The organism is Pseudoalteromonas sp. APM04 (assembly GCF_022809815.1).
Taxonomy (GTDB): Bacteria; Pseudomonadota; Gammaproteobacteria; order Enterobacterales; family Alteromonadaceae; genus Pseudoalteromonas; species Pseudoalteromonas marina.
This window is the reverse complement of sequence record NZ_CP094441.1, coordinates 1,712,169-1,726,021: the sequence shown is the minus strand read 5'-3', so window position 1 is coordinate 1,726,021 and position 13,853 is coordinate 1,712,169. Positions and strand designations below refer to the sequence as shown.

The window sequence follows — 13,853 nt, the reverse complement described above, 5'->3', positions numbered from 1 at the left end:
AGAACCCCGTATTCGGGCAGGTTTTTTTAGTTTGCAGTTGCGGCGTGAGTTTTCGGCTTTATCGATGGCTTTTGCCGATAGTGGCTATCCTTTAGTGCTATTGAAGGGGGCCGCTTATTTAGCCTTGCACTTACCGCATGCCAAGGGGCGGCGAGTGTCTGATTTGGATTTATTAGTCCCAAAGGCCTATTTAGAGGATGCGGAGCAACGCTTATCTACCTTGGGCTGGCATCAAGATTCGGCATTAACGGCTTATGATGATCATTATTATCGCTACTGGATGCATGAGGTGCCGCCGTTGACGCATGCGGCTCGCCATATAGAACTCGACTTACACCATACGTTAGTGCCGCCAACCAGCCGGATTCGTTTGAATGATGAGGCGTTGTTTTCAGCTGTCGAGGCGGTTGAGGGTTATAGTTTTTCTGTTTTAAGCGCGCAAGATCGCTATTTACATAGCGCGGTGCATTTGCTATTGGCAATCGCCAAAAGTATAAGTAGGATTAATGCCCTCTCATCTTGCCAAGGATTAATGCCCTCTCATCTTGCCAGCTAACGCCTGCATTGGGATCAAACTCTACAACAGCGGCTGCTTGTACCTGCTCAGCACAATCCCTCTTGGGATAATCACCCATATGACGAGCCGCAGAGACGATAGGCTGATAACCGGTGCACCGACATAAATTACCCGATAACGCGGCATGAATATCGTGATCACTAGGCACAATATTTAAATCAATACCCTGTTGCAGTCGCTGCTGATACAGAGTCGCTAGCGACATCACAATACCAGGGGTACAAAATCCACATTGCGATCCATGGAAATCAATCATGGCTTGTTGCGCTGGGTGTAACGACTGTTGAGCAATACCCTGCGCAGTAAAAATATAGCGATTGTGCAGGTGCGCCATTAAGGCAATGCAGGCATTGACCGTATAGAAAGAAAGTTGACCGTTATCGAGGCTGGCAAGCATAACAGTGCATGCGCCACAGTCACCGGCTGCGCAACCTTCCTTGACGTCTGTCTGCGCCATTTGAGTGCGCAAATAATTGAGAATGGTGCACATGGGGTCAATATTCCCATCTTCGATCCATTCACCATTTAAATTAAAACGTATCACTGTCTATCCTACACTCTTGTTAAAAATACCAAGAAACTCGGGCTTAAAGCGCGCATAGCGTGATCGTTAAACGTGCGATATCACCTATAGCGACTGGGCTGATTGAAGTTTCCCGAGTAGCCGTCTTGTTTACCTTATTTTCCAGCCTGCAATTTCCTGACCAACTGGTCAAGCTTATATTTTGAAACCTCTTTCTATTCAAGAATAGATACTGGCAAGTTAATTGCTAACATCTTGTCCATCTAGTCAGCTTTTTAAAAGCTGTTGTTCTTGCACCATCAGGTTTAGCTAACGTGACATCAAGACTCGAACTGCGGGGCATCCGCAAACAATATCCCGGCTGCATTGCCAATGATGATATTCACCTTGCCGTAGCGGCGGGCGAATGCCATGCCCTGCTCGGTGAAAACGGGGCCGGTAAAAGTACCCTAATGAAAATCATCTACGGCATCGTAGCGGCCGACGCCGGTACTCTGCTGTGGGAAGGTACGCCAACTCAGATACGCAGCCCTGCACATGCCCGCGAATTGGGCATAGGCATGGTGTTTCAGCACTTTTCTTTATTCGAAACCTTAACGGTGGCAGAAAATATCGCTCTCAGCCTCCCGAAAGACCAAACCCGTAATCGCCGCGCACTCAGTGATCGTATTCGCCAAGTATCGGAACACTACGGCATGGCACTTGATCCTGATCGTTACGTGCATTCGCTATCAGTAGGAGCACGTCAACGTGTCGAAATCGTACGGTGCTTACTACAAGACATTCGCTTATTAATTTTAGACGAGCCGACATCCGTCCTTACGCCGCAAGAGGTGGAACAGCTATTCATCACCCTCAATCGCCTAAAAGCAGAAGGCTGCGCCATTTTGTTCATCTCACACAAGTTAGATGAAGTGCGTGCGTTATGTGACCAAGCGACAAAGTATAAGTAGGATTAATGCCCTCTCATCTTGAAGTATAAGTAGGATTAATGCCCTCTCATCTTGCCAATCTACAATAAAAAGCAGGCTATTGGCAATCGCCAAGTTAATATCAATCCACTAACTGAATGGGTAATATGTCTGAGCAAGTAAAAGGTCAAATGGATGACAAAATCACTATTCGTATGGAAGCTATGATTAATTCAATGACACCAGGTGAACGCCAACGTCCAGAAATTATTAAAGGCTCTCGTAAGCGTCGTATTGCGTTAGGTTCTGGTACACAGATACAAGATGTGAATAAATTACTTAAACAATTCACTCAAATGCAAAAAATGATGAAAAAAATGTCAGGCAAAGGTGGTATGCAAAAAATGATGCGTAGCATGAAAGGTATGATGCCTCCTGGCGGTGGCGGTATGGGTGGAATGTTCGGCGGTAGATAATTGCAGCTCTGAACTCATATAAAAAAGGTAGCGAAAGCTACCTTTTTGCTTTCTAAATATTCAATATAGTTAACCTCAACTCGGATTGATGGATTGAATAACTCATTGATTTATTAACATATTATGTATCTTTGTCTGGATTAAAAAAATAAAAAGTCTTAATTCTCCAGTGATTAAATTTATGTGATTATCAAGGCATTTCTATAAAACAATAGATGGTTATTGGGCGTGAAAATACAGTTTTTTTATTCCCGATAAAAACTAAGTACCTGCATCCATGCAGGCAACGACGTTAGACGGTTAAATAACAATATTAGGTATAATTGCTTATTCTGAATTCAGGTTATTTAGCTTTTTCTTTTTCAGACACATTTTTATCATGTGCGTTAAGCACTGCTTGAAGCGTTGGATAGCCTCGGATATACGAATAATCAGTGTCTTTTGCTGGTATATGACAACCTAAACAATCATTTTTATAATCTGTTGTTTGTAGCACGGGTTTATCACCAGCAGCATAAAATGCCCAGCCCCAGCCATCACCCCATAACTTACTTTCAGGAAATCTGTTCTTTTTATCTTTAATCCAAACAAACCAACCTTTAGTTTTGGTTGCATAAGAAATACGTCCAGTTGTTAAATTTTCAGTATTTGTTTCTAAAACTTCTTTTACTAATACGGCTCCATCTGGATAGCTCGCGTTTTCTTGATAATACTCTACTGTACCTGGGCTAGCATAAACGCTATGCATTTCATGTGAGCCATTTTTATCAGGAGCTAAACCTGTAAAACTGCCTAAAAACTCCCAGCTTCTAAAGTTGTCTGGTAATAGTGGTGTTCCATCAGAGGCAACAAAGTTATTTAGTGTATCAGCTGTAGATACTGTACTTGTGAATGCAAGCACTACTCCTAATAAGGCAGTGCGTGAAAAAGAGCTAATCATAATGTGGTCCTTTATTTGTTTTTGAATTACCGTACCAATATAAACCTTTTTCTCTACTTTATAAAGTTATTTTGGTATATTCATATAAAAACTAATTATGAACAGGAATTTTAGATGGCAAGACCTAGAAAGTTTGATGAAGAAACCGTACTAAATAATGCTATGTCGATTTTTTGGCAGAAAGGTTACAACGCTACATCGACTGAAGATCTTGAAAATGCGACGAAAATTCGTAGAGGTAGTTTGTATAATGCATATACAGATAAACGAACATTGTTTTTTAAAGTACTTGAATACTACGGTAAGAAAGAAATAAGTGCGGTTGTTAGTATGATGATTGATTCTAAAGTAATTACTACAGGCTACAAAAATATTTTAGAAAAAGCTATAGAACAAGGTAGTGAAAATACAATTTCTAGAGGATGCCTCTTATGTGATACAGCTAGTGAGCTTGGAGGAAAAGATAAGTCTGTTGCTGAAAAAGTTAGCGAATTATTTGCACCTATGGCTCAAGTTTTTTTTGAGCATTTCTTAACTAGCGATTTAAATAAAAATGATGAAGAAATTCTATCAAAAGTTGATGCCGTTATGTCTGGTTATATGGGCTTTAGATTAATGTGTAAATTAGGGTATACAAAGAACAGATTGAAGGCATTGGCCAAGCAACAGGTGAAGTTATTGGGTATATAGGGCAGTGAATACTACCGTTTTTGTCTTTTAATTGAGTACCCTCTATTTAGGCTAATAAATGTCATAACATTCAATAAAAAGAAAAAGGCATAACGGTTAACGCTATGCCTTTTGGGTAATAATATTAATGTTTGTGAGAGTTAAAGGTTATAACCAGACTCGTCATGATCAACTAAGTCTAACCCGTTCTCTTCACCTTCCTCATCAACACGTAAACCGTTAGTCATCAAACCAACTAATTTAAGTAATACATAAGTGACTACGGCTGTGTAAATAAGTGTTGAAACGATACCAACAGTTTGAACATAAACTTGTTCGCCCATTGTGTTAATACCATCGGCAAAACCAAAACCACTGAATACACCTAAACTTGTTGCTGACAAAATACCCGCTAAAAATGTACCTAAAATACCACCGACACCATGCACAGGGAAAACATCTAAAGAGTCATCTATACGAAGCTTTTGTTTGATAAATACTGTTGAATAATAACAAACAATACCTGCTGAAATACCTATAATTAATGCACCACCTGGTCCAACAAAGCCTGATGCTGGCGTAATAGTACCTAAACCCGCTACCATACCTGTAACAGCACCAATAACACTCGCTTTACCGAATTTTCTCCATTCAATAAAAGCCCAAGTTAATGTACCTGCAGCGGCAGAGATATGAGTTACTAACATCGCCATTGAAGCATCACCGTTAGCTGCTAGTGCACTACCACCGTTAAAACCAAACCAGCCTACCCATAACATACCAGCACCTGTTACTGTCATGGTTAAGTTATGTGGTAATAATGGGGCTGTACCAAAACCTCTACGTGGACCTAAAACCATAGCAGCAACTAAGGCAGCTGTACCTGCTGTAATATGTACAACAATACCACCTGCAAAATCATATACGCCCATTTCACTTAGCCAGCCACCGCCCCATACCCAATGAGTAACAGGTGTGTAAACAGCTAATAGCCATAAACCACTAAAAATAAGTACTGCGGAAAATTTCATGCGTTCAGCGAACCCACCTATAATTAGCGCTGGAGTTATTACTGCAAAAGTCATTTGAAATAACATAAATAAACTTTCAGGAATATCACCAGAGAGAGTTTCTTTCGTTATGCCTACCATGAATACTTTACTGAAATCACCAATAAAGGGGTTCTAGGGATTTTCCCCTCTAAAGTAACATAAATCGCCATACTCACGATATCTAAAGGCATACAAAGGTGGGTTACTTCTCCAAAGTATGGCAAATTATGAGGTTAACTACCCCTTAAACTTAACGTAATTCCTATGGCTATAAAAAACGAACTCTCAATTCTTACCAAAGCTGAGCAGCTTGATCTATATTCTCCGCCGCTATTATCACTTGAACAGCAACGATTGTATTTTACGCCAAACGAGATCGAGTTAACAGAGTCGAAAAGTATTCGCCTAAGGAACCACCGATGTTATTTCATTGCTTTATTAGGGTATTTTAAGTCTAAGCCTGTCATTCTTTCACCTAGCTTTAACCTCATCTTTGACGATATGCAGTTTATTTCAACGCAAGTTCAAGGAGGCAAAGGGATCAGGCCTTTCAGCATAAATAAGATGCAACGTGACCGTATATATCAAAGAATACTGAGGTTATTAAACTATCAGAAATGGGACGAAAGTCTGCACTTTGCGCCGTTGTACGATCATCTTGTTATGGTCGGCAAAGCTTGGCTTGAGCCTCGTTATCTATTCGATGCAGCCGCTGAATCTCTAGCAACGCATAGAATTGCCATCCCTAAATATACTGTCTTACAAAAGCTTATCAGTCGTGTTATCCAACAGGTAAAGAAGGGGTTAAATAATAAGCTTCGTATTCATGTTTCATCTGAACTACACGAATTTCTAAATACTATTATCGATGACAAAGATGGGCTCTCCTTAAGCCAGCTTCGAGCAGGTGCAAAAAGCGTTATGGTGACAGAGCTAAAAAAAGAACTGATTGTTTATCATCAGTTACAGCCTTATACAAGACAGATTGATGATGCTGTTAAGGACTTAGCCTTATCGTCTAAAAACCAACAACACTTCGGTGAAATGGTGGATTATTATGGTAGTAAACTAAAACGCTTTAAGCGTCCACAGCAACACCTATGGTTGCTGTGTTTTCTGACTCAACGCATACGGCAAAGCTTAGAGCGACTGACTGATGGTTTTATTCATCATATCCGGAAACAACAAGAAGCTGCGCATGCGTTTGCCCAACAGGCAGTGTTTGATTCATGGAGGTCAGCTGCGGACAATGTCACCAAAGCTGCAGAATTACTCCATCTGTTTGTTGATGACAGTATCGACGATAATCAACCATTTGCAACGGTTAGGCAACAAGCATTGAGTGTAATGAATAACCAAGACATAGAAACGCTATGCCTGTACTTAAAAAAGCAAAAACGCACAGTAGAAGAATATCAATGGCAATATTATGATGATCAAAACACCTTACTTGAACAGTTATTAAGGCCCGTGTTTCTATGTCTTGAATGCCAAGCAGGTAAAGGCTCAGAAGTATTGGTGACACAGCTCAGAACCACAAAAACAGAACTATTAGCAGGTAATACATTGCAAACAATGGATAGTACACTTATCCAACAAAAACATCGTCCATGGTTACTCAACAACGATGTTGTTCATCCACAGCGATACGAATGGTTGCTTTACCGTCAACTGGCTTCTCGGCTTAATGGTCGAATTTACTTATCAAACGTCACTAAATATCGTGCGCTAGAAGACGACTTAATTGCATCGTCAATACAGTCTGATCTATTGGCATCGTCAACGTTGGAAAAGCTAAAGCAGCCGATTCAGAAGCTACTGCAAGTAAAACAAATACGCTTAGCAACATCCCTAGAAGATGTTGCTCGTCACATTGATAATGGTGATAACCGCAATGTGATCATGAAGAGCCGAAGTGGCGCACGATGGCGACTGCCAGTTAAAGGCTCCCGATCATTTGTCAACAACCCCTTCTTTAAACAGATGATCCCCGTCAGTATTGCTGATGTGTTGCGTTATGTTGAACAAGAAACCAACTTTATGCAATGCTTCGCACACGTGCTGCCAATCCAAAAACAAGTAGGCGCCAATCAGGATGATTTATTGGCTATTCTCATTGCGAATGCGACACATCGTGGCGTATATGGGATGGCACAAATATCTGATCGCAGTTATGAGCATCTAAGCACTATACAAGCTAATTATATTAGGCCTGAAACCTTGCAAGAGGCAAGTGATATCATCAATAACGCAGTAGCGGCACTCCCTATTTTCCGTCACTATCACATCCAAGAAGACGTCCTACACGCCAGTACCGATGGGCAAAAATTTGAAACTCACCTTGAGACTTTTAAAACTCGCTACTCCTCGAAATACTTCGGCACCAACAAAGGTATTACGGCCATGACGTTAGTTGCCAATCATAGTGCGTTAAATGCCCGTATAATAGGATCTAATGAGCATGAGTCCCATTATATTTACGACTTACTACAATCTAATACTAGTGATCTTAAGCCTGACGTACTCTCAACCGACACCCATGGTGTTAATCATGTTAATTATGCCTTATTGGATTTATGCGGTTATAGTTTTGCGCCTAGGTATGCTCAGTTCACCAGTGTGATCAATGACCTATTTAACGTAACTGAAAGCGACGACGGAAATACGCATCTGGCGCTGAAAAAGCCGATAAAAATGAATGTGATTGAGGAAGGCTGGCAGGATATTCAGCGTATTGTGTTATCCCTTCAAGAAAAACGCACAACACAGGCATTGCTAGTACGCAAATTATCTGGTTATCCATCTGGACACCCTATATTACAAGCATTAACGGAATATAATAGGCTCATCAAAGCCCAATATTTACTTGATTATATTGATGATGCAAGTCTGCGCCAATATGTTCAACGAGCACTGAACCGAGGCGAAGCCTGGCATTTCCTCAGGCGAGCCATTGCATCGGTCAATCGTGACCAGTTCCGCGGAAAAAACGAATCAGAAATAGTCGTTTGGAACGAGTGTGCCCGTTTGACGGCAAATGCAATTATTTACTTTAACTCGATGATCCTAAGTCATCTACTACTGCACTTTGAAGACGTTGGTGACGAGGAAAAAGCTGCAATAACTCGACAAGTATCACCCGTTGCATGGCAGAATATTAATCTAAGCGGCACTTATCAGTTCGCTAGTAACCGCAAACTACCTGATTTACAGGAAATAACTAGGCCTATTGTTCAAAATGAAGTCTAAAATGAAAGGTAACCCAGCTCCACAAGCCACTAACTGCTTGGGTTATGGCGATTTATGTTACTTTAGAGGGGAAAATCCCTAGAACCCCGTATTCGGGCAGGTTTTTTTAGTTTGCAGTTGCGGCGTGAGTTTTCGGCTTTATCGATGGCTTTTGCCGATAGTGGCTATCCTTTAGTGCTATTGAAGGGGGCCGCTTATTTAGCCTTGCACTTACCGCATGCCAAGGGGCGGCGAGTGTCTGATTTGGATTTATTAGTCCCAAAGGCCTATTTAGAGGATGCGGAGCAACGCTTATCTACCTTGGGCTGGCATCAAGATTCGGCATTAACGGCTTATGATGATCATTATTATCGCTACTGGATGCATGAGGTGCCGCCGTTGACGCATGCGGCTCGCCATATAGAACTCGACTTACACCATACGTTAGTGCCGCCAACCAGCCGGATTCGTTTGAATGATGAGGCGTTGTTTTCAGCTGTCGAGGCGGTTGAGGGTTATAGTTTTTCTGTTTTAAGCGCGCAAGATCGCTATTTACATAGCGCGGTGCATTTGCTATTGGCAATCGCCAAAAGTATAAGTAGGATTAATGCCCTCTCATCTTGCCAAGGATTAATGCCCTCTCATCTTGCCAGCTAACGCCTGCATTGGGATCAAACTCTACAACAGCGGCTGCTTGTACCTGCTCAGCACAATCCCTCTTGGGATAATCACCCATATGACGAGCCGCAGAGACGATAGGCTGATAACCGGTGCACCGACATAAATTACCCGATAACGCGGCATGAATATCGTGATCACTAGGCACAATATTTAAATCAATACCCTGTTGCAGTCGCTGCTGATACAGAGTCGCTAGCGACATCACAATACCAGGGGTACAAAATCCACATTGCGATCCATGGAAATCAATCATGGCTTGTTGCGCTGGGTGTAACGACTGTTGAGCAATACCCTGCGCAGTAAAAATATAGCGATTGTGCAGGTGCGCCATTAAGGCAATGCAGGCATTGACCGTATAGAAAGAAAGTTGACCGTTATCGAGGCTGGCAAGCATAACAGTGCATGCGCCACAGTCACCGGCTGCGCAACCTTCCTTGACGTCTGTCTGCGCCATTTGAGTGCGCAAATAATTGAGAATGGTGCACATGGGGTCAATATTCCCATCTTCGATCCATTCACCATTTAAATTAAAACGTATCACTGTCTATCCTACACTCTTGTTAAAAATACCAAGAAACTCGGGCTTAAAGCGCGCATAGCGTGATCGTTAAACGTGCGATATCACCTATAGCGACTGGGCTGATTGAAGTTTCCCGAGTAGCCGTCTTGTTTACCTTATTTTCCAGCCTGCAATTTCCTGACCAACTGGTCAAGCTTATATTTTGAAACCTCTTTCTATTCAAGAATAGATACTGGCAAGTTAATTGCTAACATCTTGTCCATCTAGTCAGCTTTTTAAAAGCTGTTGTTCTTGCACCATCAGGTTTAGCTAACGTGACATCAAGACTCGAACTGCGGGGCATCCGCAAACAATATCCCGGCTGCATTGCCAATGATGATATTCACCTTGCCGTAGCGGCGGGCGAATGCCATGCCCTGCTCGGTGAAAACGGGGCCGGTAAAAGTACCCTAATGAAAATCATCTACGGCATCGTAGCGGCCGACGCCGGTACTCTGCTGTGGGAAGGTACGCCAACTCAGATACGCAGCCCTGCACATGCCCGCGAATTGGGCATAGGCATGGTGTTTCAGCACTTTTCTTTATTCGAAACCTTAACGGTGGCAGAAAATATCGCTCTCAGCCTCCCGAAAGACCAAACCCGTAATCGCCGCGCACTCAGTGATCGTATTCGCCAAGTATCGGAACACTACGGCATGGCACTTGATCCTGATCGTTACGTGCATTCGCTATCAGTAGGAGCACGTCAACGTGTCGAAATCGTACGGTGCTTACTACAAGACATTCGCTTATTAATTTTAGACGAGCCGACATCCGTCCTTACGCCGCAAGAGGTGGAACAGCTATTCATCACCCTCAATCGCCTAAAAGCAGAAGGCTGCGCCATTTTGTTCATCTCACACAAGTTAGATGAAGTGCGTGCGTTATGTGACCAAGCGACAAAGTATAAGTAGGATTAATGCCCTCTCATCTTGAAGTATAAGTAGGATTAATGCCCTCTCATCTTGCCAATCTACAATAAAAAGCAGGCTATTGGCAATCGCCAAGTTAATATCAATCCACTAACTGAATGGGTAATATGTCTGAGCAAGTAAAAGGTCAAATGGATGACAAAATCACTATTCGTATGGAAGCTATGATTAATTCAATGACACCAGGTGAACGCCAACGTCCAGAAATTATTAAAGGCTCTCGTAAGCGTCGTATTGCGTTAGGTTCTGGTACACAGATACAAGATGTGAATAAATTACTTAAACAATTCACTCAAATGCAAAAAATGATGAAAAAAATGTCAGGCAAAGGTGGTATGCAAAAAATGATGCGTAGCATGAAAGGTATGATGCCTCCTGGCGGTGGCGGTATGGGTGGAATGTTCGGCGGTAGATAATTGCAGCTCTGAACTCATATAAAAAAGGTAGCGAAAGCTACCTTTTTGCTTTCTAAATATTCAATATAGTTAACCTCAACTCGGATTGATGGATTGAATAACTCATTGATTTATTAACATATTATGTATCTTTGTCTGGATTAAAAAAATAAAAAGTCTTAATTCTCCAGTGATTAAATTTATGTGATTATCAAGGCATTTCTATAAAACAATAGATGGTTATTGGGCGTGAAAATACAGTTTTTTTATTCCCGATAAAAACTAAGTACCTGCATCCATGCAGGCAACGACGTTAGACGGTTAAATAACAATATTAGGTATAATTGCTTATTCTGAATTCAGGTTATTTAGCTTTTTCTTTTTCAGACACATTTTTATCATGTGCGTTAAGCACTGCTTGAAGCGTTGGATAGCCTCGGATATACGAATAATCAGTGTCTTTTGCTGGTATATGACAACCTAAACAATCATTTTTATAATCTGTTGTTTGTAGCACGGGTTTATCACCAGCAGCATAAAATGCCCAGCCCCAGCCATCACCCCATAACTTACTTTCAGGAAATCTGTTCTTTTTATCTTTAATCCAAACAAACCAACCTTTAGTTTTGGTTGCATAAGAAATACGTCCAGTTGTTAAATTTTCAGTATTTGTTTCTAAAACTTCTTTTACTAATACGGCTCCATCTGGATAGCTCGCGTTTTCTTGATAATACTCTACTGTACCTGGGCTAGCATAAACGCTATGCATTTCATGTGAGCCATTTTTATCAGGAGCTAAACCTGTAAAACTGCCTAAAAACTCCCAGCTTCTAAAGTTGTCTGGTAATAGTGGTGTTCCATCAGAGGCAACAAAGTTATTTAGTGTATCAGCTGTAGATACTGTACTTGTGAATGCAAGCACTACTCCTAATAAGGCAGTGCGTGAAAAAGAGCTAATCATAATGTGGTCCTTTATTTGTTTTTGAATTACCGTACCAATATAAACCTTTTTCTCTACTTTATAAAGTTATTTTGGTATATTCATATAAAAACTAATTATGAACAGGAATTTTAGATGGCAAGACCTAGAAAGTTTGATGAAGAAACCGTACTAAATAATGCTATGTCGATTTTTTGGCAGAAAGGTTACAACGCTACATCGACTGAAGATCTTGAAAATGCGACGAAAATTCGTAGAGGTAGTTTGTATAATGCATATACAGATAAACGAACATTGTTTTTTAAAGTACTTGAATACTACGGTAAGAAAGAAATAAGTGCGGTTGTTAGTATGATGATTGATTCTAAAGTAATTACTACAGGCTACAAAAATATTTTAGAAAAAGCTATAGAACAAGGTAGTGAAAATACAATTTCTAGAGGATGCCTCTTATGTGATACAGCTAGTGAGCTTGGAGGAAAAGATAAGTCTGTTGCTGAAAAAGTTAGCGAATTATTTGCACCTATGGCTCAAGTTTTTTTTGAGCATTTCTTAACTAGCGATTTAAATAAAAATGATGAAGAAATTCTATCAAAAGTTGATGCCGTTATGTCTGGTTATATGGGCTTTAGATTAATGTGTAAATTAGGGTATACAAAGAACAGATTGAAGGCATTGGCCAAGCAACAGGTGAAGTTATTGGGTATATAGGGCAGTGAATACTACCGTTTTTGTCTTTTAATTGAGTACCCTCTATTTAGGCTAATAAATGTCATAACATTCAATAAAAAGAAAAAGGCATAACGGTTAACGCTATGCCTTTTGGGTAATAATATTAATGTTTGTGAGAGTTAAAGGTTATAACCAGACTCGTCATGATCAACTAAGTCTAACCCGTTCTCTTCACCTTCCTCATCAACACGTAAACCGTTAGTCATCAAACCAACTAATTTAAGTAATACATAAGTGACTACGGCTGTGTAAATAAGTGTTGAAACGATACCAACAGTTTGAACATAAACTTGTTCGCCCATTGTGTTAATACCATCGGCAAAACCAAAACCACTGAATACACCTAAACTTGTTGCTGACAAAATACCCGCTAAAAATGTACCTAAAATACCACCGACACCATGCACAGGGAAAACATCTAAAGAGTCATCTATACGAAGCTTTTGTTTGATAAATACTGTTGAATAATAACAAACAATACCTGCTGAAATACCTATAATTAATGCACCACCTGGTCCAACAAAGCCTGATGCTGGCGTAATAGTACCTAAACCCGCTACCATACCTGTAACAGCACCAATAACACTCGCTTTACCGAATTTTCTCCATTCAATAAAAGCCCAAGTTAATGTACCTGCAGCGGCAGAGATATGAGTTACTAACATCGCCATTGAAGCATCACCGTTAGCTGCTAGTGCACTACCACCGTTAAAACCAAACCAGCCTACCCATAACATACCAGCACCTGTTACTGTCATGGTTAAGTTATGTGGTAATAATGGGGCTGTACCAAAACCTCTACGTGGACCTAAAACCATAGCAGCAACTAAGGCAGCTGTACCTGCTGTAATATGTACAACAATACCACCTGCAAAATCATATACGCCCATTTCACTTAGCCAGCCACCGCCCCATACCCAATGAGTAACAGGTGTGTAAACAGCTAATAGCCATAAACCACTAAAAATAAGTACTGCGGAAAATTTCATGCGTTCAGCGAACCCACCTATAATTAGCGCTGGAGTTATTACTGCAAAAGTCATTTGAAATAACATAAATAAACTTTCAGGAATATCACCAGAGAGAGTTTCTTTCGTTATGCCTACCATGAATACTTTACTGAAATCACCAATAAAGGGGTTCTAGGGATTTTCCCCTCTAAAGTAACATAAATCGCCATACTCACGATATCTAAAGGCATACAAAGGTGGGTTACTTCTCCAAAGTATGGCAAATTA

The 13,853-nt window shown here is 40.8% G+C and carries 11 protein-coding genes and 4 pseudogenes; 9 read left to right on the top strand and 6 right to left on the bottom strand.

Going from position 1 to position 13,853, the window contains the following annotated elements:
• Positions 1 to 31 precede the first annotated feature (31 nt).
• Positions 32 to 556, top strand: a complete 525-nt coding sequence (locus MTP24_RS08095) for a nucleotidyltransferase family protein (protein ID WP_347814582.1) — start codon at positions 32 to 34, stop codon at positions 554 to 556.
• Here the strand turns inward: MTP24_RS08095 and MTP24_RS08090 are convergent.
• The gene (locus MTP24_RS08090; protein WP_279388981.1) at positions 504 to 1,121 is read right to left on the bottom strand and encodes a 2Fe-2S iron-sulfur cluster-binding protein; all 618 of its coding nucleotides are present in this window, start codon (positions 1,119 to 1,121) and stop codon (positions 504 to 506) included. The genes MTP24_RS08095 and MTP24_RS08090 overlap by 53 nt on opposite strands.
• Positions 1,122 to 1,414: 293 nt before the next feature.
• Between MTP24_RS08090 and MTP24_RS08085 the strand changes: the two genes are divergently transcribed.
• Both MTP24_RS08085 and MTP24_RS08080 read left to right on the top strand, forming a co-directional pair.
• On the top strand, positions 1,415 to 2,053 hold the full coding sequence (locus tag MTP24_RS08085) for an ATP-binding cassette domain-containing protein (RefSeq protein ID WP_243530456.1): 639 nt from the start codon (positions 1,415 to 1,417) through the stop codon (positions 2,051 to 2,053).
• Positions 2,054 to 2,169: 116 nt separating this feature from the next.
• A pseudogene (locus MTP24_RS08080) lies at positions 2,170 to 2,487 on the top strand (signal recognition particle protein); the annotation flags it as partial.
• A gap of 343 nt (positions 2,488 to 2,830) precedes the next feature.
• Here the strand turns inward: MTP24_RS08080 and MTP24_RS08075 are convergent.
• Entirely contained in the window at positions 2,831 to 3,427 is a 597-nt protein-coding gene (locus MTP24_RS08075; protein WP_243530454.1) for a cytochrome P460 family protein, read from the bottom strand.
• A gap of 114 nt (positions 3,428 to 3,541) precedes the next feature.
• On the opposite strand from MTP24_RS08075, the gene MTP24_RS08070 reads away from it, so the two are divergent.
• Entirely contained in the window at positions 3,542 to 4,117 is a 576-nt protein-coding gene (locus tag MTP24_RS08070; RefSeq protein ID WP_243530453.1) for a TetR/AcrR family transcriptional regulator, read from the top strand.
• A 140-nt stretch (positions 4,118 to 4,257) separates the two neighbouring features.
• Here the strand turns inward: MTP24_RS08070 and MTP24_RS08065 are convergent.
• Positions 4,258 to 5,274: pseudogene (locus MTP24_RS08065) on the bottom strand (ammonium transporter); the annotation flags it as partial.
• A 138-nt stretch (positions 5,275 to 5,412) separates the two neighbouring features.
• Here MTP24_RS08065 and MTP24_RS08060 point away from each other — a divergent pair.
• Positions 5,413 to 8,397 (top strand): Tn3 family transposase, encoded by a 2,985-nt coding sequence (locus MTP24_RS08060; protein WP_243530463.1) that lies wholly within the window; start codon positions 5,413 to 5,415, stop codon positions 8,395 to 8,397.
• 111 nt (positions 8,398 to 8,508) lie between these two features.
• Positions 8,509 to 9,033: a nucleotidyltransferase family protein gene (locus tag MTP24_RS08055; protein ID WP_347814582.1), complete on the top strand. Its 525-nt coding sequence runs from the start codon at positions 8,509 to 8,511 to the stop codon at positions 9,031 to 9,033.
• Here the strand turns inward: MTP24_RS08055 and MTP24_RS08050 are convergent.
• Positions 8,981 to 9,598 carry a 2Fe-2S iron-sulfur cluster-binding protein gene (locus MTP24_RS08050; RefSeq protein ID WP_279388981.1) on the bottom strand — a complete coding sequence of 206 codons (618 nt, stop codon included), beginning with the start codon at positions 9,596 to 9,598 and terminating at the stop codon, positions 8,981 to 8,983. The two genes, MTP24_RS08055 and MTP24_RS08050, sit on opposite strands and share 53 nt — an antisense overlap.
• Positions 9,599 to 9,891: 293 nt before the next feature.
• Here MTP24_RS08050 and MTP24_RS08045 point away from each other — a divergent pair, with 293 nt between their 5' ends.
• Together MTP24_RS08045 and MTP24_RS08040 are read left to right on the top strand one after the other, a co-directional pair.
• Positions 9,892 to 10,530: an ATP-binding cassette domain-containing protein gene (locus MTP24_RS08045; RefSeq protein ID WP_243530456.1), complete on the top strand. Its 639-nt coding sequence runs from the start codon at positions 9,892 to 9,894 to the stop codon at positions 10,528 to 10,530.
• Positions 10,531 to 10,646: 116 nt separating this feature from the next.
• Positions 10,647 to 10,964: pseudogene (locus MTP24_RS08040) on the top strand (signal recognition particle protein); the annotation flags it as partial.
• A 343-nt stretch (positions 10,965 to 11,307) separates the two neighbouring features.
• Here the strand turns inward: MTP24_RS08040 and MTP24_RS08035 are convergent.
• Entirely contained in the window at positions 11,308 to 11,904 is a 597-nt protein-coding gene (locus tag MTP24_RS08035) for a cytochrome P460 family protein (protein WP_243530454.1), read from the bottom strand.
• A 114-nt stretch (positions 11,905 to 12,018) separates the two neighbouring features.
• Between MTP24_RS08035 and MTP24_RS08030 the strand changes: the two genes are divergently transcribed.
• The gene (locus MTP24_RS08030) at positions 12,019 to 12,594 is read left to right on the top strand and encodes a TetR/AcrR family transcriptional regulator (protein ID WP_243530453.1); all 576 of its coding nucleotides are present in this window, start codon (positions 12,019 to 12,021) and stop codon (positions 12,592 to 12,594) included.
• A gap of 140 nt (positions 12,595 to 12,734) precedes the next feature.
• Here the strand turns inward: MTP24_RS08030 and MTP24_RS08025 are convergent.
• Positions 12,735 to 13,751, bottom strand: a pseudogene (locus MTP24_RS08025) (ammonium transporter); the annotation flags it as partial.
• Positions 13,752 to 13,853: the final 102 nt, after the last annotated feature.